The organism is Pseudomonas fjordensis, from assembly GCF_976987115.1.
Map to the genome: position 1 here is coordinate 2580727 of NZ_OZ336860.1, position 20100 is coordinate 2600826.

13 protein-coding genes and 2 pseudogenes are annotated in these 20100 nt (G+C 61.3%); 8 read left to right on the forward strand and 7 right to left on the reverse strand.

Annotation, left to right across the window (positions count from 1 at the left end; translation table 11 throughout):
• Nucleotides 1-11 precede the first annotated feature (11 nt).
• The 4 genes and pseudogenes from ACWHXD_RS11835 to ACWHXD_RS11850 form a co-directional block, all read right to left on the reverse strand.
• Nucleotides 12-2420: a glucose/quinate/shikimate family membrane-bound PQQ-dependent dehydrogenase gene (locus ACWHXD_RS11835; RefSeq protein ID WP_032892308.1), complete on the reverse strand. Its 2409-nt coding sequence runs from the start codon at nucleotides 2418-2420 to the stop codon at nucleotides 12-14.
• 190 nt (nucleotides 2421-2610) lie between these two features.
• A pseudogene (locus tag ACWHXD_RS11840) lies at nucleotides 2611-3147 on the reverse strand (methyl-accepting chemotaxis protein); the annotation flags it as partial.
• 327 nt (nucleotides 3148-3474) lie between these two features.
• A pseudogene (locus ACWHXD_RS11845) lies at nucleotides 3475-4554 on the reverse strand (HAMP domain-containing protein); the annotation flags it as partial.
• Between the two features lie 138 nt (nucleotides 4555-4692).
• Complete coding sequence (locus tag ACWHXD_RS11850) at nucleotides 4693-5583, reverse strand: bestrophin family protein (protein WP_138763185.1); 891 nt, start codon at nucleotides 5581-5583, stop codon at nucleotides 4693-4695.
• 328 nt (nucleotides 5584-5911) lie between these two features.
• Between ACWHXD_RS11850 and ACWHXD_RS11855 the strand changes: the two genes are divergently transcribed.
• Both ACWHXD_RS11855 and ACWHXD_RS11860 read left to right on the forward strand, forming a co-directional pair.
• Entirely contained in the window at nucleotides 5912-6763 is an 852-nt protein-coding gene (locus ACWHXD_RS11855) for a hypothetical protein (RefSeq protein WP_169918629.1), read from the forward strand.
• Nucleotides 6764-6765: 2 nt separating this feature from the next.
• Nucleotides 6766-7794 carry a GGDEF domain-containing protein gene (locus tag ACWHXD_RS11860; protein ID WP_032892305.1) on the forward strand — a complete coding sequence of 343 codons (1029 nt, stop codon included), beginning with the start codon at nucleotides 6766-6768 and terminating at the stop codon, nucleotides 7792-7794.
• Between the two features lie 602 nt (nucleotides 7795-8396).
• Here the strand turns inward: ACWHXD_RS11860 and ACWHXD_RS11865 are convergent.
• Nucleotides 8397-8696, reverse strand: coding sequence for an ArsR/SmtB family transcription factor (locus ACWHXD_RS11865; protein ID WP_050516211.1), 300 nt, complete (start codon nucleotides 8694-8696; stop codon nucleotides 8397-8399).
• Nucleotides 8697-8786: 90 nt separating this feature from the next.
• Here ACWHXD_RS11865 and ACWHXD_RS11870 point away from each other — a divergent pair, with 90 nt between their 5' ends.
• The 3 genes from ACWHXD_RS11870 (at nucleotide 8787) to ACWHXD_RS11880 (ending at nucleotide 13463) form a co-directional block, all read left to right on the forward strand.
• Nucleotides 8787-9878 carry an NADH:flavin oxidoreductase/NADH oxidase gene (locus ACWHXD_RS11870; protein ID WP_138763184.1) on the forward strand — a complete coding sequence of 364 codons (1092 nt, stop codon included), beginning with the start codon at nucleotides 8787-8789 and terminating at the stop codon, nucleotides 9876-9878.
• 189 nt (nucleotides 9879-10067) lie between these two features.
• Nucleotides 10068-12203 (forward strand): TonB-dependent siderophore receptor, encoded by a 2136-nt coding sequence (locus ACWHXD_RS11875; protein ID WP_138763183.1) that lies wholly within the window; start codon nucleotides 10068-10070, stop codon nucleotides 12201-12203.
• 660 nt (nucleotides 12204-12863) lie between these two features.
• Complete coding sequence (locus ACWHXD_RS11880) at nucleotides 12864-13463, forward strand: hypothetical protein (protein ID WP_032892300.1); 600 nt, start codon at nucleotides 12864-12866, stop codon at nucleotides 13461-13463.
• Nucleotides 13464-13470: 7 nt separating this feature from the next.
• Here ACWHXD_RS11880 and ACWHXD_RS11885 read toward each other — a convergent pair whose 3' ends face one another.
• Both ACWHXD_RS11885 and ACWHXD_RS11890 read right to left on the reverse strand, forming a co-directional pair.
• Entirely contained in the window at nucleotides 13471-14193 is a 723-nt protein-coding gene (locus ACWHXD_RS11885; protein WP_003190551.1) for a FadR/GntR family transcriptional regulator, read from the reverse strand.
• 48 nt (nucleotides 14194-14241) lie between these two features.
• A complete protein-coding gene (locus tag ACWHXD_RS11890) occupies nucleotides 14242-15978 on the reverse strand; it encodes an IlvD/Edd family dehydratase (RefSeq protein WP_003190553.1) in 1737 nt (578 codons plus the stop codon).
• 192 nt (nucleotides 15979-16170) lie between these two features.
• On the opposite strand from ACWHXD_RS11890, the gene ACWHXD_RS11895 reads away from it, so the two are divergent.
• Genes ACWHXD_RS11895 through ACWHXD_RS11905 form a run of 3 tightly spaced genes read left to right on the forward strand, consistent with a single transcriptional unit; the run spans nucleotide 16171 to nucleotide 20093 of the window.
• Nucleotides 16171-17493 carry an MFS transporter gene (locus tag ACWHXD_RS11895; protein ID WP_032892299.1) on the forward strand — a complete coding sequence of 441 codons (1323 nt, stop codon included), beginning with the start codon at nucleotides 16171-16173 and terminating at the stop codon, nucleotides 17491-17493.
• A 16-nt stretch (nucleotides 17494-17509) separates the two neighbouring features.
• Entirely contained in the window at nucleotides 17510-18502 is a 993-nt protein-coding gene (gene araD1 / locus ACWHXD_RS11900; RefSeq protein WP_138763182.1) for an AraD1 family protein, read from the forward strand.
• A gap of 10 nt (nucleotides 18503-18512) precedes the next feature.
• Nucleotides 18513-20093 (forward strand): aldehyde dehydrogenase (NADP(+)), encoded by a 1581-nt coding sequence (locus tag ACWHXD_RS11905; protein ID WP_138763181.1) that lies wholly within the window; start codon nucleotides 18513-18515, stop codon nucleotides 20091-20093.
• The last annotated feature ends 7 nt before the right edge of the window (nucleotides 20094-20100 follow it).

The following is a 20100-nucleotide window of genomic DNA, read 5'->3' on the forward strand; positions in this document are numbered from 1 at the left end:
ACAGAGGGTGGTTACGGCAGGGCGTAGGCGATCACGTAGTCGCCGCGGTCGGTGGATTGGCGTGCGCCGCCGGCGGTGACGACGATGTATTGCTTGCCGGTTTTGGGCGACACGTAGGTCATCGGCCCGCCCTGGCTGCCGACGGGCAGGCGGGCTTTCCAGATTTCATCGCCATTGCCGCTGTTGAAGGCGCGCAGGTAGAAGTCCTGGGTGCCGGCGATAAAGATCAGGCCGCCTTGGGTGGACAGCGTACCGCCCAGGGTCGGCAGGCCAACCTTGATGGGCAGGTGCATACGGATACCCAGGGGGCCGGTGTCTTCAACGGTGCCCACCGGTACTTGCCAGGCGACCTTTTGCGTCTTCATGTCGATGGCGGTCAAGGTGCCGAATGGCGGCGCCTGGCACGGAATGCCGGCCACCGACAGGAAGCGGTTTTTGTTCACCGCATACGGCGTGCCCTTGAGCGGCACGGCGCCCATACCGGTGTTCAGCGCTTCACCACCGGAAGAGGCCTGGGCCTTGTTCTGCGACGGCACCATCTGGATCCACAGGCCCAGGCGCATGTCGTTGACGAAGATAAAACCGTGCACCGGGTCGGTGGAAATGCTGCCCCAGTTCATGCCGCCCAAGGAACCGGGGAAGCTCAGGGATTTATCGGTGCCCGGCGCGGTGTACAGGCCGTCGTAGCGCATGCCCTTGAAGTCGATGCGACACAGCAACTGGTCATACGGCGTGGCGCCCCACATGTCCGATTCGGTCAGGGTTTGCGCGCCGATCTGCGGCATGCCCACGGATTTCGGCTGGGTCAGGGAATACGGCTCGTTGGGAATGTTCGCGGCTTTGACCGGGACTTCCTGCACGTCCGTCAGCGGCTTGCCGGTGGCGCGGTCGAGCACATAGATCTGCCCGGCCTTGGTGCCGATGACCACGGCCGGTACGGCCTTGTCGCTGCCTGGCGGGGTGAAGTCGATCAGGCTTGGCTGCATTGGCAGGTCGAAGTCCCAGAGGTCGTTGTGGACTGTCTGGTAGACCCACTTCTCGGCACCAGTGGAGGCGTCGAGTGCCAGCACCGAAGCGCCGTATTTGTGGTTGAGCTGTGTGCGCTCCACACCGTAGATATCGGTGGACGAGCTGCCCATCGGCAGGAAGACCGTGTTCATCAGCGGGTCGTAAGACATCGGCGCCCAGCTGTTCGGGGTGCTGCGCACGTAGGTGGCATCGCCCGTTGGGGCCTGCTTGTCTTCAGGGTTGCCTGGGTCGAAGGCCCAGCGCATTTGGCCGGTGATCACGTCAAAGCCACGGATCACGCCACCGGGCATATCGGTCTGCACGTTGTCTGCCACGCGACCGCCGACCACCACGGTGGTACCGGCCATCAGCGGCGCCGAGGACAGTTGGTAGTAGCTGTCCGGTACATTGCCCAGGCCGGCCTTGAGGTCTACCTGGCCATGGGTGCCGAAGTCTTCGCAGAACTTGCCGGTGTCGGCGTCCACGGCGATCAGGCGTGCATCAATGGTGTTGGTCAAAAGGCGACGCTGGCACTGCGCACCGGCAGGTACGCTGGCGGCCAGGATCGGCGAGCTGTTGGGCTGGGTCGGCTGGGCAATCGGCGCGCTGGCATCGAAATACGCCATGCCCCGGCAACGTTGCCACACTGCCGATTTGGCGTTGACTTCGTTCTTCCACAATTCTTTGCCGGTGTCGGCATCCAACGCGATCAGGTTGTTGTGTGGGGTGCAGATAAACACTTTGTTGCCGATCTGCAGGGGCGTCAGTTGGTCTTCGGCACCGTTACCGTCGCTGATGGCCACGTCGCCGGTGTGGTAGGTCCAGGCGACTTTGAGTTTGTCGATGTTGTCACGGTTGATCTGGTCCAGCGCGGCGAAACGGCTGCCACCTTCGGTATTACCGTAGTGGGCCCAATCTTTCTGCGCATCGGCTGCAGCCACCGGGGTCATGCCCGGGCCTGCACCAGTGGGCTTAACGCTTGGGTGCGCAACAAACATATTGCCCGCTGCCACCGCCACGCCCAGCGCCAACACGGCGGCGACGCCATAGGCACCCCGCGCCGGTTTGCCGGCCAGCAACGGATACACCAGCGCGACCACCACGCCGATCACCGCAAACATGAACAGTCGCGAGAACAGCGGCCAGTATTCCAGGCCCACGTCGGCCACCGCCCACACGGCGGTAGCCAGCAGAAACGCGGCGAACAACCAGGCGCCGGCAGGTTTGCAGCGGGCAATCAGCAGCCCGGAAATGGCCATGACCACGCCGCCCAGCAGGAAGTACCAGGAACCTCCCAGGCTGACGAGTTTGGCGCCGCCGACGGCCAGCGCAAGGCCGAGCAGGGCGATGACGACGCCCAGGCCCAGGAGTAAGAATCTAGAGACGCCAGCGGCGCGCGATGCTCGTTTCATGTCGAATGGACTCGAGTGAGAGAGGGCAAAGACGCGATTTTAGCAAGATAAGTAACCGGTTAGTACATTTGAGTCCTGCAATAGACTGTTGCAGGTACTGCGATGATGGCCAGGGCCGCCTCTGAGGCGGCATAGAAGGACCTGGCGACGCGTACCCTGTGGCGAGGGAGCAAGCTCCCTCGCCACAGCATCAGAACTTGAAACGCCCCACCAGCCCATTGAGCTGACCGGAAATATCGGTCAACCGCCCTGACCCGGTCTGCGCCGAATGCGCAAAGCCTTCCACCAACTGCGCGTCGGCGTGGATCTGCGCGATATGCCGGTTGATCTCTTCGGCCACCTGGTGCTGCTCTTCGGCGGCGGTGGCGATCTGGGTGTTCTGGTCGCGAATCGAATCCACCGAACCACGGATCTTGTCAAAGCTGTCACGGGCCTGCTGGATGCGCGCAACGCTGGTGTTGGACACCAGCAAGCTGCCTTGCATCTGCTGGGTGACTTCCTGGGTGCGGCGGGCGAGGTTGCCCAGCAGGCTGTCGATTTCGCCGGTGGAGTCGGCGGTGCGACGCGCCAGGGCGCGCACTTCGTCGGCCACCACCGCAAAGCCTCGGCCCTGGTCGCCAGCGCGGGCGGCTTCGATTGCGGCGTTGAGCGCCAGCAGGTTGGTCTGTTCGGCAATCGAACGGATGGTGTCGAGGATGGTGTTGATGTTCTGGCTGTCTTGCTCGAGCAACTGCATGGTCTGTGTGGATTTTTGCAGGTCTTCGCTGAGCTTGAGCACGCTGCCGGTGGCTTCACCGATGTGCTGCTGACCGGTGTGCACGTCGCGATAGCCCTCATCGGCACTCGTGGCGGCGGCGCTGCATGAACGCGCGACTTCGTTGGCGGTGGCGACCATCTCGTTGAACGCGGTGCTCACCAGTTCCACGGCTTCGCGCTGGCGGCCGGCGGCCTGGTTCATATTGTTGGCCACGGCGCTGGTGTCGGCGGCGGCGGTTTGCAGGTCTGAGGAGGCGTTGCCGATGCGCTGCACCAGTTGCGCGATCATGCTCAGGAACTGGTTGAACCAGCCGGCCAGGCTCGCGGTTTCGTCCTTGCCCTGCACCTTGAGCTGGCGCGTGAGGTCGCCTTCACCTTCGGCGATTTCCTGCAGGCCGTCGGCCACGCCGCGAATCGGGCGCACGATCACACGGGCGAAACTGGCACCGACGATGGCGAACACCACGGCCAATACGGCGGCAATCGCCGCGATCAACCACGTCAGGCGGGTGGCACCGGCCATCACTTCGTCACGCTTGATCAGGCCGATAAAGCGCCAGCCCAGGTCTTTGGAACTGACCACGTTAGCCATGTAGGCCACACCGTCGATGCTCACCTCGGTCACGCCATCGCCGTGCTTGGCCAGTTCGGCGTAGTTCGCGCCCAGGCCCGCCAGGGGCTTGAAGTTGTGCGTGGCATCGCTGGGGTCCACCAGCACATTGCCGTCGGCTTCCACCAGCATCAGGTAGCCGCTGTCGCCCAGCTTGATGGTGCGCACCAGCTCGGTGAGTTGCTTGAGCGACACGTCCAGGCCGACTACTCCAAGGATATTGCCCGTGGCATTCGCGACGGTGCGTACGGTGCCGATCAGCACTACATCGTCCGGGGCCCAGTAGTAGGCGCCTGTGCGCACGGTCTTGCCTGGCGCTGCGATGGCGGCCTGGTACCAGGGGCGGGTGCGCGGGTCATATTGCGTCAGTTTGGCGTCGTCCGGCCAACTGGCGTAGCCGCCATCGCTCAGGCCCAGGGACAGGTAGGCGGTGCTGGGGTGGCTTTTGGCGAACTGATCGAAAATCGCCAGCAGTTCGGTGTTGGTTGGCGTAAGCGGGATTTGCGCGGCATCGGCACCGGCATAGCTCTTGAGGTTCTTGGCCGCGATCACGCGCGGGTCCTTGGCGACGAAGTCGACATTCTGGCTGATGCCGTCGAAAAACTGCTGCATGCCATTGTCGATCTGGCGGATCTCGCGGCCGCTGCTGTCGAGGAAGTTGGCCAGCGCACCCTCGCGCAGATTAAGCACCACGATAATGGCGACCAGGATGACCGGCACGCACGCGATGGCCGCAAACGCCCATGTCAGCTTCTGCTTGATATTCATGACTTCACCCGCGGGTATTTATAGTTTTGGCAAGGGGAGAAAAATTAGTGCTGCGTGTCGCAGGCGTTTTTGTGAGAGGCGAGGCCATGCGTACCCTCGGTATATCGGCCGAGGGCGCAGGCACTTGAGCAAGGGGAATCAGGCGATCGGGTCACCGGCCAGGGCATCGCGGCGCATCGACTGCAGGTTCTTCTCGATGGTCTCGCAGATGCTTTCCATCTGGATCTGGTGTTCGCTGGAATTGAACGGGCTTTGCAGGTCGGTGCCGATGCGCTCGATGGCCAGCAGCATGAAGCCCACGACGGTGGAGGCCAGCGGCGTGAACCAGCCAAGAGATTCCACCAGGCCCACCGGCACGATCAGGCAGAACAGCGAAATGAACAGCCGTGGGAAATACACGTAAGGGTAGGGCAGTGGCGTGTTGGCAATCCGCTCCATGCCGCCCTGTGCGTTGGAGAGGTCCACCAGGGTTGACTCCAACCGCGCCAGGCGAATGCTGTCCAGGCGCCCGGCCTGGTATTCGCGCGCCAGCAACGAGGCCGAGCCGGTGAGGATGTCATTGGCGAAGTTATTGGTGGCGCCGTTGCGGGCAAATTCTTCGGCTGGGATAAAGGCTCGCACTTCCTCCGGGCACGGCTGGCCCTTGAGGTGCGCAGCCAGGCAATTGACGTAAGCCACGTGACGGCGCAACAGCGTCGACTTCACGGGGTTCACCTCACCGGGTGCGTCATCGAGCAGGGTCAACACTTGCCGGGCAAAACTGCGCGAGTTGTTGACCATCGCGCCCCACAGCGTGCGTGCTTCCCACCAGCGGTTGTAGGCGCTGCTGTTGCGAAAACTGATCAGCACCACCAGGGCCGAGCCGAGCAAGGTCAGGGGCATCAACGGCAAATTGATCTTGGCGGTGAGAAACAGCATGAAGTCCACCGTCACTGCCACATCCCACAACAACAGCCAGAACAACGCCCAGCCCACATAGCCCATGGTCTTGATGATCAGGCGGTATTTCTTCAGAAGGGCAGCTTTCAAACGAGAACCTCGCGGCGGGCGGTTGGCAACAATTCCCTGTTACGACGTCGCTGAGAGGGGAAGGTTCGCAGCGTGCTGAATCGATTAGTCCTCTAACCGCCAGGCGGAGGGAATGTAACCAAAGGTTGCGTGCAACTGTGTGCCACGGGCATTTGACTGTGGAACAACTTTGGTACTGATGACGTCTTGTCCGGCAATCGCTGTACATTGCGTTCGAGGCGAAAAGCCATTAATGGCAGGATTATTGAAGTGATTTGTTTTGGAGCCGGGCTGCAGGGATTTCGTAGCTGAGATCAGTGGCATCAAGTTGGATGATCAGGGCTCTTTCATGCGTGTCAGTTCGTTGAAGTTGGCTATGTGTAATACCGCGCAAGCGCTCGAACGTCATAAGGATTTTGAATCGTGCATGAGAGCGCATTACCACGTGCTGCTCGTGCCCTATTCGAGACGACCGTTTTTCTACAAGAGTGCCCTTAAATACAGCCGCTTGATGGTGTCGTTTGCATTATTGAGCCAATACTTTTCCACACCGCTGCCGTTGTTGGCAGAAGTTAAAGCCTTGTGCGTAACGCGCAAGTATTGTTCGAAAAACAGCCTGGAATCGATCTTTTTGCTGTTCCAGGCCCTGGGCTTCATGGAGGTTGCGCCGCACCCCGAAGACAGTCGCTTCAGGGTGTATGCACCCTCGGATGAAGCCTGCCGCGAAGCGCGGCTGATGCTCACCGCCCTCACTGAGTCGTTGGCGCTGCTCTATCCCGAGAGGGAAGTGTTCCGGCAGATGCGCGACCTGGATGACCGCGAGTTCCTGGCGCTCTACTTCAAGGGTTTTGCCATGATCCTCGCGGCCGAACTGACGGTGGATGTCTTGCTGCCCGAATGTTATTGGCTGGTCAAGCGCGACGCCGGCCATCTGTTGATGCTGGCGATCTACAACGACGCTTTTGCCCCAGAGAACGGCCGCGCCACCTTCCGGTCGTCTTCCTACCTGGCCTTGGCCAAGCAACTTTCCGTGTCCAAGACCCACATTATCCGTATGGTGCAGGAGGGGGTTGAAAAGGGTTATTTCAAAGCCCACTCCAAAACCCGGCTGGAAGTTCTGCCACCCTTTGCCAGCCTGGTAAAGCGGTTCATGGCCTTTTCATTTGCGATGGGCCTGCATGCTATTGAGATGGGAGCGTAAGGATGCCTGCTAACTTGAAGTTGCGGCCCAGAATGCGCAGTTTGTTGTCACCTGCGGTGGCCCAGGCCGAATGGGTAGGAATTATTGCCTGGTTCGGCATGCTCCTGATTCCTCCGGCCTTGAAGTTGGACCTTTATATGTTGGCCGTCACGGTCGGCCTGCTGATTGTTTGCCGGGTACATGCCACCACCGCGAACTTCCTGCTCTGGCGAGTGCTGGGGGTCATTTATATGGTGTTGTTGTCCGTCGGCTTCGCGTATCTGATTCATTTGAACGAAGAGTTGCGTATCTACGGCTTGCCGTTGGCCGTGACTCTGGTGGTGGGAAGCGCCATCTTGTTTATCAGTGTCCAGGATTATCTGGTCGATGCGCTATTGATCTGGCTGATCCTATGGCCGCCCATGCAGACGGATATAGAGGCTGGCAATGAGGTGTATTTGCTGCTGTTCTGCGCGGCGTCGGTGTCCATCGGGTTTATCTTGAGTTACTCCTACTTGAAGAACCTGCGTTCGGTATTGCTGGTGGAAAGCGAGTTTCGCGCCTTGGCCGAGACCGACTACCTGACCTCCATTCTCAACCGGCGGGCCTTTATGCAGAGCTTCGAGAAGTTGCTGGCCGGGGAGCAGGGCGGCTACTTCATCATGTTGGATATCGACAGTTTCAAGGAAAAAAACGACCTGTATGGCCACGACGTCGGGGACAAAATCCTGCGAGCCATGGCCCTGTGCCTGAAAAATGCCAAAGGCAGCCACAGCTTCGGGCGGATCGGCGGGGAAGAGTTCGGCGTGTTATTGCAGGGCGACGATGTGGAGGTGGCCTGTGATTACGCCCTGGACTTGTTGCAGGCGATCCGCAGCAGTGTGCCCGCGCCCCACCATTACACCTGCAGTGCGGGGATGGCGCGTTTTTCGCCGGGCGACGAGTTATCGGCCGTGCTCAAAATGGCGGACAAGAACCTGTACGGCGCCAAGCGCAATGGCAAAGACTGTGTGCACCTGGACGGCGCGCTGTTAAAGGCGATCTTGTCCTGAGGCTTGCCGTCTAGCGCATAGGTATCTAAACAACTTTCCAAGTTGCAGCATCCAACGCTAACCACGATGCGAAGCGAGTCGCTCTTGATCTTGCTCTTGATCTGCTTTTGATCTTAGGCGCCCCGTCAAACCACGCTGGCCGGAATTCGACAGGGATTTGGGGGTAAACCGGCAGGGATGCCGGTTTAGCCGCCCCGCGCCATGGATGGCGCGTGGCGGCGGCCCCCCAAATCACTGGCGGATTACGGGCACACCGAGCCTAAGCGAGGTGCCGAGTGGTGGGGCAAGAGCCCTTTTGGTTACTTTTGGGGCTCTTTTCCAAAAGTGACCCGCTGTCAGAGCGGAACCCTAAGTGGCCGTTACCGCAGCAATGGATATACACCCAATCCAACCGTGTTGACTGCCAGGCCGCCTTCGCGAGCAAGCCCACCCACAGTTGGATCATGGGGTGTCAGGTAGAGATGGGGCGGCTGTCAGGCCGCCATCGCAGGCAAGCCCGCTCCCACAGTTTGGACCGCGGGGTGTCAGGTAGATCAGCGCCGGCTGGCAGGCCGTCACGGGAGCAAGCGCCCTCGCCACAGGCCCAGCGTCGGGTTATGCGTCTAGCGCTGTGACAACACACTGGCCAGCAACCCCGGGAAGCGGCTCTCCAGCTCGTCACGGCGCAACGAGTTCATATGGGTGGTGCCCACATTGCGCGTGTGCACCAAGCCCGCATCGCGCAATACCCGGAAATGATGGGACATGCTGGACTTGGGCCGCCCCCCGTCCAGTTCGCCACAGGTCGCCTCTGGCACGTTGGCCAGGTAGCGCACGATGTCCAGGCGTACGGGGTCGCTCAAGGCGTACAGCACACGCTCAAGCGTCAATTCCAGCGGGGTAGGGTGTTTGAAGGCTCGCATGGGGCGGATCATAACAGGGGGGTAGCGTTCAATACCATAGTTCGATTACCATCGAACTATCGAATCAATCACCCCTTCCTGGAGCTCCCAATGTCGGCCTTGTTCGAACCGTTCAAACTTAAAGATGTGACCTTGCGCAATCGCATTGCTATTCCACCGATGTGCCAATACATGGCCGACGACGGCATGGTCAACGACTGGCACCACGTGCACCTGGCCGGCATGGCCCGTGGCGGTGCCGGCCTGCTGGTGGTCGAAGCTACTGCGGTCGCCCCAGAAGGGCGCATTACCCCAGGCTGCGCCGGCATCTGGAGCGACGCCCATGCCCAGGCATTCGTGCCCATGGTCAAGGCCATTAAGGCCGCAGGTTCGGTGCCGGGTATCCAGATCGCCCACGCCGGCCGCAAAGCCAGCGCCAATCGCCCCTGGGAAGGTGATGACCACATCCCGGCCTCTGATGCCCGTGGCTGGGAAACCATCGCCCCGTCTGCCATCGCGTTCGGTGCCAACCTGCCCAACGTACCCCGTGCCATGACCCTTGAAGACATTGCCCGCGTGCAGCAGGACTTCGTCGACGCGGCTCGTCGTGCTCGCGATGCCGGCTTTGAATGGATCGAGCTGCACTTCGCCCACGGCTACCTGGGCCAGAGCTTTTTCTCCGAACACTCCAACCAGCGTACCGATGCCTACGGTGGCAGCTTCGACAACCGCAGCCGCTTCCTCCTCGAAACCCTGGCTGCGGTGCGTGAAGTCTGGCCAGAAAACCTGCCGCTCACCGCTCGGTTCGGTGTGATCGAATACGATGGCCGTGATGAGCAGACCCTCACCGAGTCCATTGAACTGGCCCGCCGTTTCAAGGACGGTGGCCTGGACCTGCTGAGCGTCAGCGTCGGCTTTACCATTCCTGACACCAACATTCCGTGGGGCCCGGCCTTCATGGGCCCGATTGCTGAACGTGTACGCCGTGAGGCCGGTATTCCGGTGACGTCAGCCTGGGGCTTCGGCACGCCGCAACTGGCGCAAGGCGCGTTGCAGGCCGGGCACCTGGACCTGGTTTCGGTAGGTCGCGCACATTTGGCCGACCCACATTGGGCCTACTTTGCTGCCAAGGAACTGGGCGTGGACAAGTCCTCCTGGACCTTGCCGGCACCTTACGCGCATTGGTTGGAACGCTATCGCTGAGGTAAGCCTGCGCGTTGCATGAGCCACTCGATTGAGTGGCTTTTTTTCGCCTGTTGTTTTTCTCGACCTAAGCGGCGAAAAATAACAAATGAGAACCGATATCAAACGAGAATGCCCTGATATATGATGCGCGGCGAATTCTTGGCAGGTTTGCCGCCCCATCTGGCTCATTCACTAGGTTCTACACCCATGCGTCGTACCCTGATTTCCATCTGTGTGCTCCAGGCGTTTTCCCCCTTCGCGTGGGCAGAGCAGGTGCCTGCCGAGAACGCCAGCATCGAGCTGCAAGCCACCAATGTGACCGCCACCGCGGACCTTGAGTCGGCCCAAGGCCCGGTGCAGGGCTACCACGCCACACGCTCAGCCAGTGCGACGCGCACCGACACCTCTATTCATGAAACCCCGCAGTCCATCAGCGTGGTGTCCAAGGATGTGGTCGAAGACCTCGGTGCAACGCGCCTGCAGGATGCCCTCGACTACGCCGGCGGCGTGGGCCGTGCCAACAATTTCGGCGGGCAGGGCCTGACCACCTTTACCGTGCGCGGCTTCACCACCGGTGAGTTCTACCGCAACGGTTTCCCGATCAACCGCGGTTACCCGAACATGCCGGACGCCAACACCATTGAGCGTCTTGAAGTGCTGCGCGGCCCCGCGACCATGCTCTACGGCCGTGGCGACCCGGGCGGCACCTTCAACGTGGTGTCCAAGCAGCCGCTGGCCGAACGCACCGTCACCCTGGGCAGCCAGCTCAATGACCAGGGCATGAAGCGCGGCACCCTGGATGCCTCCGGCCCGCTGGACGAGGAAGGCCGCCTGGCCTATCGCCTGAACGTGGTGGGCGAGGGTGGCGACACCTTCCGCGATCACGTCGAGACGGAACGCTACGGCGTGACGCCGGTGATCACCTGGCAGGCCACCGATGACACCAAGGTGACCTTCGAAGGCGATTTCATGCGCAACAACCACCCGCTGGACCGCGGCCTCACGCGTTTCCCCAACCAGCGCGGCACGCCATCCCGTGACACTTTCTGGGGCGACAAGGACGCGGGCAAGCTGCATAACGACAACAACATGGCGCAACTGCGTTTTGAGCATGCGCTGAGCGACAACTGGACCCTGGGCGGCGGTTTCCAGTGGTTGGACGGCAGTTTGAAAGGCAATGCCATCGAAGCCAACGGGCGGGATAGCCTGGGCGCTGACGGCCGCACGCTGCAACGCAACTTCAACTACCGCAAGCTGGAATGGACCGACAAGGACTATCAGCTCAACCTGACCGGGCACTTCTCCACTGGCGGCTTCGATCACACTTTGCTCACCGGTATCGAGTACGAGGATTACGACTATAAGTCGATCATTCAACGTTCAAGCGACGAGGTGGGCACTTACCCGGTCGACATCTTCAACCCTGTGTACGGCCAAACGCGTCCGGCACTGACCCGCACGCCCACCCACGATAAAGAAAACCTCAAGACCTACGCCGCCTTTGTGCAGGATCAGGTCGCCTTGACCGAACGTTTGAAAGTACTGGCCGGTGCGCGCTTCGAACGCTTTGAGCATGATTACGAAACCTATGTGCCACGCGGTAAAAACTGGCAGGCCGCCGACAACGCCGTCACCCCGCGTGTGGGCGTGATCTACGACCTCACCGATACCGTCGCGGTCTATGCCGACGCCGCCCGTTCGTTCAAGCCCAACACCGGCGCCAGCCGCGAAGGCGGTGGTTTCGCGCCGGAGAAGGGCAAGTCCTACGAGATGGGCATCAAGTGGGAGGCGCTGGACCGGCAGTTGAGCGTTGATGCGGCGATCTATCAGATCGAGAAGAAGAACGTGCTGACCACTGATCCCGTGGACAATACCTTCAGTGTCGCGGCTGGCCAGGTGCGCAGTCGGGGCTTCGACCTCAATGTGGCAGGCAACCTCACGCCCGAATGGCGCGTGATCGGCGGCTATGCCTACGTAGATGCGGAAGTTACCCGTGATAACACGTTGCGCTCCGGCACACGCTTGATGAACATCCCGCGCAACAGCTTCAGCCTGCTTAACGTCTACGAGTTCCAGGACGGCGCGCTCAAAGGCCTGGGCCTGGGCGTCGGCGGCAAGTACGTCGACCAGCGCGCCGGCCAGACTGCCAACACGGCATTCTCGATGGACGCTTATACCGTGGTCGACTTGCTCGGCTACTACAAGGTCAATGAGCATGTGCGCTTGAACCTGGATGTGAAAAACCTGTTCAACCGCGAGTATGAAGAAGGCGCGTTCGGCAATATCTACGCCTACCCCGGCGCACCGCGAACTGTGCAGGTGGGCATCGCCTACACCCTCTGATGAACAGCGTCGATATGTGGGAGCTGGCTTGCCTGCGATGGCCATAGGTATCTACACAACTTAGTGGACTGTAGCAGCGGACGATAACCACGATGCGAAGCGAGTCGCTCTTGATCTGCTCTTGATCTGCTTTTGATCTTGATCTTAAGCGCCCCGTCAAACCACGCTGGCCGGAATTCGACAGTGATTTGGGGGGTAAACCGGCAGGGATGCCGGTTTAGCCGCCCCGCGCCATGGATGGCGCGTGGCGGCGGCCCCCCAAATCACTGGCGGATTACGGGCACACCGAGCCTAGGCGAGGTGCCGAGTGGTGGGGCATGAGCGTTTTGCTTACTTTTGCGCTTTTCAAAAGTGAGCCGCCGTCAGGGCGGAACCCTAGGTGGCCGTTACCTAAATAACGGATATATACCCGGTCCAACTGTGTCGCCTGTCAGGCCGCCTTCGCAGGCAAGCCAGCTCCCACATTTGGATCTTGGGAGCGCCAGGTAGATAGGCGCTGACCGTAGGCCGTCACGGGAGCAAGGGGCCCTGCCTCCTATTCACCTGTGAGGTTTGACAGTAGACACTGGCCCTTGATCGAGGGATGTTTGCCCCTAACGTGCCAGCGCAGCGGTCGGCGCTCATTGCTTTTCGAAGCCACGCTTAATAGGGATATTAAAAATGGAACGGGAACTGATCGACGAAGTTGAAGAACTGATCAAAAAGACTAACGATGCCGAGCGTCTGTTCACCCGATACGCCACCAAGTGCTACACCTCAGCCTTGCAAAAATATGCCAAGGACATCAGCGAAACCTCCTATACCTACCTGCTGGCCGAGCTGGCCGAGGGTTCGTTGAGTTCGGAAATTCTCGGCCGCCCAGGCGCCAATATCAGCCTGGTCAGGATCGAGATAGAGGAGATCATGCTTGAAGCCGATGTGATCAAGAAACTCAAGCGGGCCGAAACCCATTACCTGGAAACCCTGGAATCGGTGCGCAAGTTCGAAGACCTTAAACGCTTCGAAAAAATGCAGGACACGTCCGATATCGTCCGCTCGATAAAACTCGGCGTGTCACGTTTCAATATCCTGTTTGTCATCCTGCTGATCGGCGGGTTGACCTGGGCGGCGATCAATCTGCCTAAAGAGGCGTTGGCGTTGATTTCCGCGGCGATCGGCGGCGCCATCACCCACTTGCTGTCCGAGCGCCAGGCCGTCCTGGCGCTGAAAAAAGAGGGCGATAACACCTGCCCCAGGGCCAACAATAACAATCAGGAATGACGCGGGTTTACAGCGGCGTCAACACATTCATCACCGTGTCCAGCGCCACTCGCGTGTCATCCAGTTGCACCAGCGACGCATGCCGCGCGCCCAGGGCATCGCGGTTCTGAATCGCCGTGAGGATCGCCTTGTGTCGCGGCAGACTCAGGCCCTGAATGTCCGGGCGGCGGTTGGTGATGTTGATCGACTCGCGCAACGGCAGCGAGAGCATGTTGCACATATAGGCCAGCAGGTCGTTGCGGGTGGCGTCGGCAATCGCACGGTGAAAGTCCAAGTCGGCCTGCAACAGCTCCTCGTGGGTCTTGGCGGTTTCCATGCCCTGGTAGGCGTGTTCGATGGTGGCGATGTCTTCATCGGTGGCGGTGGTCGCGGCCATGGCGGCGATCTCCGGTTCGAGGATGCGCCGCACCCCGGCCAGGGTGTTGAAGAACTCACTGTGGGGCGTGGACTGCATCAACCAGGACAGCACATCCGGGTCGAGCAGGTGCCATTTCAAGCGTGGCCGTACCACCGCGCCCACCCGTGGTTTGGAATACACCAGGCCCTTGGCGCTGAGCACCCGCGTGGCTTCGCGCAATACCGAGCGGCTGACCTGGTATTCCTCGCACAGCGTGGCTTCCATGGGCAAGCGTTCTTCAGGCTTGAAGCGACCGGAAACGATGTGCATGCCCAAGTCCTGAACGATCTGGGCATGCTGGCTCTTGCGCGGCTTGGGCGGCTGGTGATCCATAACGACGGGGAGGCTCTGGCTTAGATTCGCCGCATCATAGCATCCCAATTAGTGGGAATGCCGTGGGACTTCTGCCCCGCGACAGCCCACCAGGAAGTCGAAGTCACAGCCTTGGTCGGCCTGCAGCACATGGTCGATGTACAGCTGGCGATAGCCGCCGACGATGAGGTTCTGCGCGGGCGGCAGGTCGGCCATGCGCGCGGCCAGCTCGGCGTCGGGAATGTCCAGGTGCAGGCGGCCATTGGCGCAATCGAGTTCGATCCAGTCACCTTCCTTCACAGTCGCCAACGGCCCGCCGGCGGCGGCTTCCGGTGCCACGTGCAACACCACGGTGCCGTAGGCAGTGCCGCTCATGCGCGCATCGGAAATGCGCACCATGTCCGTCACGCCCTGGGCCAGCAGCTTGGCGGGCAAGCCCATGTTGCCGACTTCGGCCATGCCAGGGTAACCCTTGGGGCCGCAGTTTTTCATGACCAGGATCGAGTTGGCATCCACGTCCAGCTCCGGGTCGTTGATGCGTGCCTTGTACATGTCGAAGTTCTCGAACACCACGGCGCGGCCACGGTGCTGCATCAGTTCGGGGCTCGCGGCCGAAGGCTTGAGCACCGCGCCCAGGGGCGCGAGGTTGCCACGCAGCACGCAGATGCCGCCGTCGGCGCGGATCGGGTTGTCCAGGGTGCGGATCACTTCGTCCTGGCCGTAGATCGGTGAATCCTTGGTGTTCTCGCCCAGGGACTTGCCGTTGACGGTCAAGGCGTTGGGGTGCGGGATCAGGTTGGCTTCACCCAGGCGGCGCAGCACGGCGGGCAGGCCACCGGCGTAGTAAAACTCCTCCATCAGAAAGCGCCCGGAGGGTTGCAGGTCGACGATGGTCGGCATGCCGCGGCCGATGCGGGTCCAGTCATCCAGGTCGAGTTCGACGCCGATGCGCCCGGCGATGGCTTTCAAGTGAATCACCGCGTTGGTCGAGCCGCCGATGGCCGCGTTCACGCGGATAGCGTTTTCAAACGCTTCCTTGGTGAGGATTTTCGACAGCTTCAAGTCTTCACGTACCATCTCCACGGCGCGCATGCCCGACATGTGCGCCAGTACATAGCGACGCGCATCCACGGCCGGAATCGCCGCGTTGTGGGGCAGGGAAGTACCCAGTGCTTCGGCCATGCACGCCATGGTAGAAGCCGTGCCCATGGTGTTGCAGGTGCCCGCCGAACGCGACATGCCGCCCTCGGCTGCGAGGAAGTCATCCAGGGTGATGGTGCCGGCCTTCACCTGTTCGCTGAGCTGCCACACCACCGTTCCTGAGCCGATGTCCTGGCCCTTGTGCTTGCCGTTGAGCATCGGCCCGCCGGTGACCACGATGGCCGGCACATCACAACTGGCCGCGCCCATCAGCAGCGCCGGGGTGGTCTTGTCGCAGCCGGTGAGCAGTACCACGCCATCAATCGGATTACCGCGAATGGCTTCTTCCACATCCATGCTCGCCAGGTTGCGGGTGAGCATCGCAGTAGGGCGCAGGTTGGATTCGCCGTTGGAAAACACCGGGAACTCCACCGGGAAGCCACCGGCCTCGATCACGCCACGCTTGACGTGCTCCGCGATCTGGCGGAAGTGCGCGTTGCACGGCGTCAGCTCCGACCAAGTGTTGCAGATGCCGATGATCGGTTTGCCATGGAACTGATGGTCGGCAATGCCTTGGTTCTTCATCCAGCTGCGGTACATGAAACCGTTCTTGTCGGCGGTACCGAACCACTGGGCAGAGCGTAGGCCGGGCTTTTTGTCAGGCATGATCGATTCTCTTATTGTATGACTATATGTTCTATGCGTGCTTAAACATAAGCGCAAAATCGCTGCTTTGGAAGTGTTGTTTTGCAAATAGTCATACTATATAGTCTTTCTCAACTGAGGTATGACCCTGGCGGATTTTCGCGAGAGGCGTCCCCCGAGCTTCTATAAAAACAACAATCGGAGATCGACCCCATGAGCCAGGAACTGCGGCTTATTCGGCGCATCACGCTGAAACTGATTCCCTTCCTGATCCTGCTGTACCTGATCGCCTACGTGGACCGTTCCGCCGTAGGGTTCGCCAAGCTGCACATGGGCGCTGACGTGGGCATCGGCGACGCCGCCTATGGCCTGGGTGCCGGGTTGTTCTTCATTGGCTATTTCCTGTTCGAGATTCCCAGCAACCTGATGCTCGACCGCTTCGGCGCGCGGCGCTGGTTTGCGCGCATCATGATCACCTGGGGCGCCATCACCATCGGCATGGCGTTCGTGCAGGGGCCACACAGCTTCTATGTGATGCGTTTTCTGTTGGGCGCGGCGGAGGCGGGGTTCTTTCCCGGCGTGCTGTACTACATCACCCAGTGGTTCCCGGTGCGCCATCGCGGCAAGATCCTCGGGCTGTTCATCCTCTCCCAACCGATTGCAATGATGATCACCGGCCCAGTGTCCGGCGGTTTGCTCGGCATGGACGGCATCCTCGGCCTGCATGGCTGGCAGTGGCTGTTTATCGTGATCGGCACCCCGGCGATCCTGCTCACCTGGCCGGTGCTGCGCTACCTGCCGGACGGCCCCCAAAAGGTCAACTGGATGAGCGAGGAAGAAAAAGCCTGGCTCACCGGCGAGCTGCACAAAGACCTGCAAGCCTACGGCCAGACGCGCCATGGCAACCCCTTGCATGCGCTCAAGGACAAGCGCGTATTGCTGCTGGCGCTGTTCTACCTGCCGGTAACCCTGAGCATCTACGGCCTCGGCCTGTGGCTGCCCACCCTGATCAAGCAGTTTGGCGGCAGCGACCTCACCACCGGCTTCATCTCCGCTGTGCCCTATATCTTCGGCATCATCGGCCTGTTGATCATCCCGCGCAGTTCCGACCGCTTGAACGACCGTTACGGCCATCTCGCCGTGCTCTATGTACTGGGCGCCATCGGCCTGTTCTGCAGCGCCTGGCTCACCGTACCGGTGCTGCAAATGGCCGCGCTGTGCCTGGCGGCATTTGCAATGTTTTCCTGCACCGCCGTGTTCTGGACCCTACCGGGGCGCTTCTTTGCCGGCGCCAGTGCGGCGGCCGGTATTGCCTTGATCAACTCGGTGGGCAACCTCGGCGGCTATATCGGCCCGTTCGTGATCGGTGCGCTCAAGGAGTACACCGGCAACCTGGCCTCAGGCTTGTATTTCTTATCCGGTGTGATGGTGTTCGGCTTGCTGCTGACCCTTGTGGTCTACCGCGTGTTGGAGCGCAAGCACGTGCTGCCCGTCGACCAATTCGCCGCCAGCGCCCGTGGCGCCACACGCACTTAAATCCAGGAGAACCTGCATGCGTTTAGTTCAGTTCGAGTTGAGCAACGGTGAGCGCCGCGTCGGCGTGGTAGAAGGCAACCAGGTACGCGAAGTGCGCGGCGCCCACAGCGTGCGTGAACTGGCGCTGGCCGCCATCGAAGCCGGCGGCAAGTTGCAGCAACAGGTGGAGGCCCTCGGCCTGGGCGCCAGTCATGACTACGCCGCCTTGTTGGCGGACCATAAAATTTTGCCCCCGCTGGACCACCCGGACCCGGCCCACATGCTGATCAGCGGCACCGGCCTTACCCACCTGGGCAGTGCCTCGGCCCGCGACAAGATGCACCAGCAGGCCGGCGACGACAGCGCGATGACCGACACCATGCGCATCTTCAAGTGGGGTGTGGAGGGCGGCAAACCCGCTGCTGGCCAGGCCGGTGTGCAACCGGAGTGGTTCTACAAAGGCGATGGCAGCATCGTCGTGCGCCCGGGCCAGGCCTTCCCGGTGCCGCCGTTTGCCGAAGATGCCGGCGAAGAACCGGAAATCGGCGGCCTCTATGTGATCGGGCATGACCGTAAACCCTATCGCCTGGGTTTTGCGGTGGGCAACGAGTTCTCCGACCATGTGATGGAGCGCAAGAACTACCTGTACCTGGCTCATTCCAAGCTGCGCAGTTGCAGCTATGGCCCGGAGCTGCGCGTGGGCGAGCTGCCCCAGCACTTGGCGGGCACCAGCCGCATCCTGCGCAACGGCGAGGTGATCTGGCAGAACGAATTCCTCAGTGGCGAGGCCAATATGTGCCACAGCCTGGAAAATCTCGAATATCACCACTTCAAATACAGCCAGTTCCTCAAGCCGGGCGATGTGCACATTCACTTCTTCGGCACCGCCACCTTGTCATTCGCCGACGGTATACGTACCCAACCGGGCGATGTGTTCGAGATCAGCCAGGCTGAATTCGGCGCGCCGCTGGTTAACGGTATCGGCAGCAGCGATGCGGTATTTGAACCCGGCCAAGTCACCCCCCTTTAAGGAGATCAACATGACCCAGTTCCTCGGCCACAACTACATCGGCGGCCAACGCAGCGCCAACGGCAGCATCAAGCTGCAAAGCATCGACGCTACCACCGGCGAAGCGTTGCCCCAGGATTTCTACCAGGCCACCGCCCAGGAAGTGGATGCCGCCGCCCAGGCCGCGGCTCAGGCTTACCCGGCCTATCGCGCCTTGAGCGCCGCACGCCGTGCGCAGTTCCTGGATGCAGTGGCCGATGAGCTGGACGCCTTGGGCGATGATTTCGTCGAGCTGGTCTGCCGCGAAACCGCCTTGCCGGCCGCACGCATCAAAGGCGAGCGCGGGCGCACCAGCGGTCAGATGCGCCTGTTCGCCACCGTGCTGCGCCGCGGTGACTTCTACGGCGCGCGTATCGACAAGGCCCTGCCTGAGCGCCAGCCGCTGCCGCGCCCAGACCTGCGCCAATACCGCATCGGCCTCGGCCCGGTGGCAGTGTTCGGCGCCAGCAACTTCCCCCTGGCATTTTCCACCGCTGGCGGCGATACCGCTGCCGCGCTGGCCGCCGGTTGCCCGGTGGTGTTCAAGGCCCACAGCGGGCACATGGCGACCGCCGAGCGTGTGGCCGATGCGATCATCCGCGCTGCCGAGGCCACCGAGATGCCGGCCGGCGTGTTCAATATGATCTTTGGCGGCGGCGTCGGTGAGGCGCTGGTCAAGCATCCGGCGATCCAGGCGGTGGGCTTTACCGGTTCGCTCAAAGGCGGCCGCGCCCTGTGCGACATGGCCGCGGCGCGCCCGCAACCGATCCCGGTGTTTGCCGAAATGTCGAGCATCAACCCGGTAATCGTGCTGCCCCAGGCGCTGCACGCCCGCGCCGAAAGCATCGCCCGCGACCTCACCGCCTCGGTGGTACAAGGCTGCGGCCAGTTCTGCACCAACCCAGGCCTGGTGATCGGTATCGCCTCGCCTGGGTTCACCGCGTTCACCCAACAGGTCGCGCAATTGATCGGCGAGCAACCGCCACAAACCATGCTTAATGCCGGCACCCTGGGCAGCTACGGCAAGGGCCTGGAAAAACTCCTCTCTCACCCGGGCATCCAGCATCTGGCGGGCAGCGCGCAATCGGGCAACCAGGCGCAACCGCAACTGTTCAAGGCGGATGTACGTCTGTTGATTGACGGTGACGAAGTGCTGCAAGAGGAAGTGTTCGGCCCCACCACGGTGTTCGTCGAAGTGGCCGACCAGGCGCAACTCAGCGCCGCCCTGCAAGGGCTGCACGGGCAGTTGACCGCCACGCTCATCGGCGAACCGGCCGACCTGCAACAGTTCGCTGAACTCACGCCGCTGCTGGAACAGAAAGTCGGGCGCATCCTGCTCAACGGTTACCCCACTGGCGTGGAGGTGTGCGATTCCATGGTTCACGGCGGGCCGTACCCGGCAACTTCCGATGCGCGTGGCACCTCGGTCGGCACCTTGGCCATCGACCGTTTCCTGCGCCCGGTGTGCTTCCAGAACTACCCTGATAGCCTGCTGCCCGACGCGTTGAAAAACGCCAACCCCTTGCGTATTCAGCGCCTGGTAAATGGCACGCCATCGCGCGAATCGCTGTAACTGATCA

Excerpts from the sequence above, each read along its gene's own strand:
- ACWHXD_RS11860 (WP_032892305.1), top strand. The coding sequence starts at position 6,766 with ATGCCTGCTAACTTGAAGTTGCGGCCCAGAATGCGCAGTTTGTTGTCA.
- ACWHXD_RS11865 (WP_050516211.1), bottom strand. The coding sequence starts at position 8,696 with ATGCGAGCCTTCAAACACCCTACCCCGCTGGAATTGACGCTTGAGCGT.
- ACWHXD_RS11855 (WP_169918629.1), top strand. The coding sequence starts at position 5,912 with ATGCGTGTCAGTTCGTTGAAGTTGGCTATGTGTAATACCGCGCAAGCG.
- ACWHXD_RS11875 (WP_138763183.1), top strand. The coding sequence starts at position 10,068 with ATGCGTCGTACCCTGATTTCCATCTGTGTGCTCCAGGCGTTTTCCCCC.
- ACWHXD_RS11890 (WP_003190553.1), bottom strand. The coding sequence starts at position 15,978 with ATGCCTGACAAAAAGCCCGGCCTACGCTCTGCCCAGTGGTTCGGTACC.
- ACWHXD_RS11835 (WP_032892308.1), bottom strand. The coding sequence starts at position 2,420 with ATGAAACGAGCATCGCGCGCCGCTGGCGTCTCTAGATTCTTACTCCTG.
- ACWHXD_RS11905 (WP_138763181.1), top strand. The coding sequence starts at position 18,513 with ATGACCCAGTTCCTCGGCCACAACTACATCGGCGGCCAACGCAGCGCC.
- ACWHXD_RS11885 (WP_003190551.1), bottom strand. The coding sequence starts at position 14,193 with ATGGATCACCAGCCGCCCAAGCCGCGCAAGAGCCAGCATGCCCAGATC.
- ACWHXD_RS11895 (WP_032892299.1), top strand. The coding sequence starts at position 16,171 with ATGAGCCAGGAACTGCGGCTTATTCGGCGCATCACGCTGAAACTGATT.
- ACWHXD_RS11880 (WP_032892300.1), top strand. The coding sequence starts at position 12,864 with ATGGAACGGGAACTGATCGACGAAGTTGAAGAACTGATCAAAAAGACT.
- araD1 (WP_138763182.1), top strand. The coding sequence starts at position 17,510 with ATGCGTTTAGTTCAGTTCGAGTTGAGCAACGGTGAGCGCCGCGTCGGC.
- ACWHXD_RS11870 (WP_138763184.1), top strand. The coding sequence starts at position 8,787 with ATGTCGGCCTTGTTCGAACCGTTCAAACTTAAAGATGTGACCTTGCGC.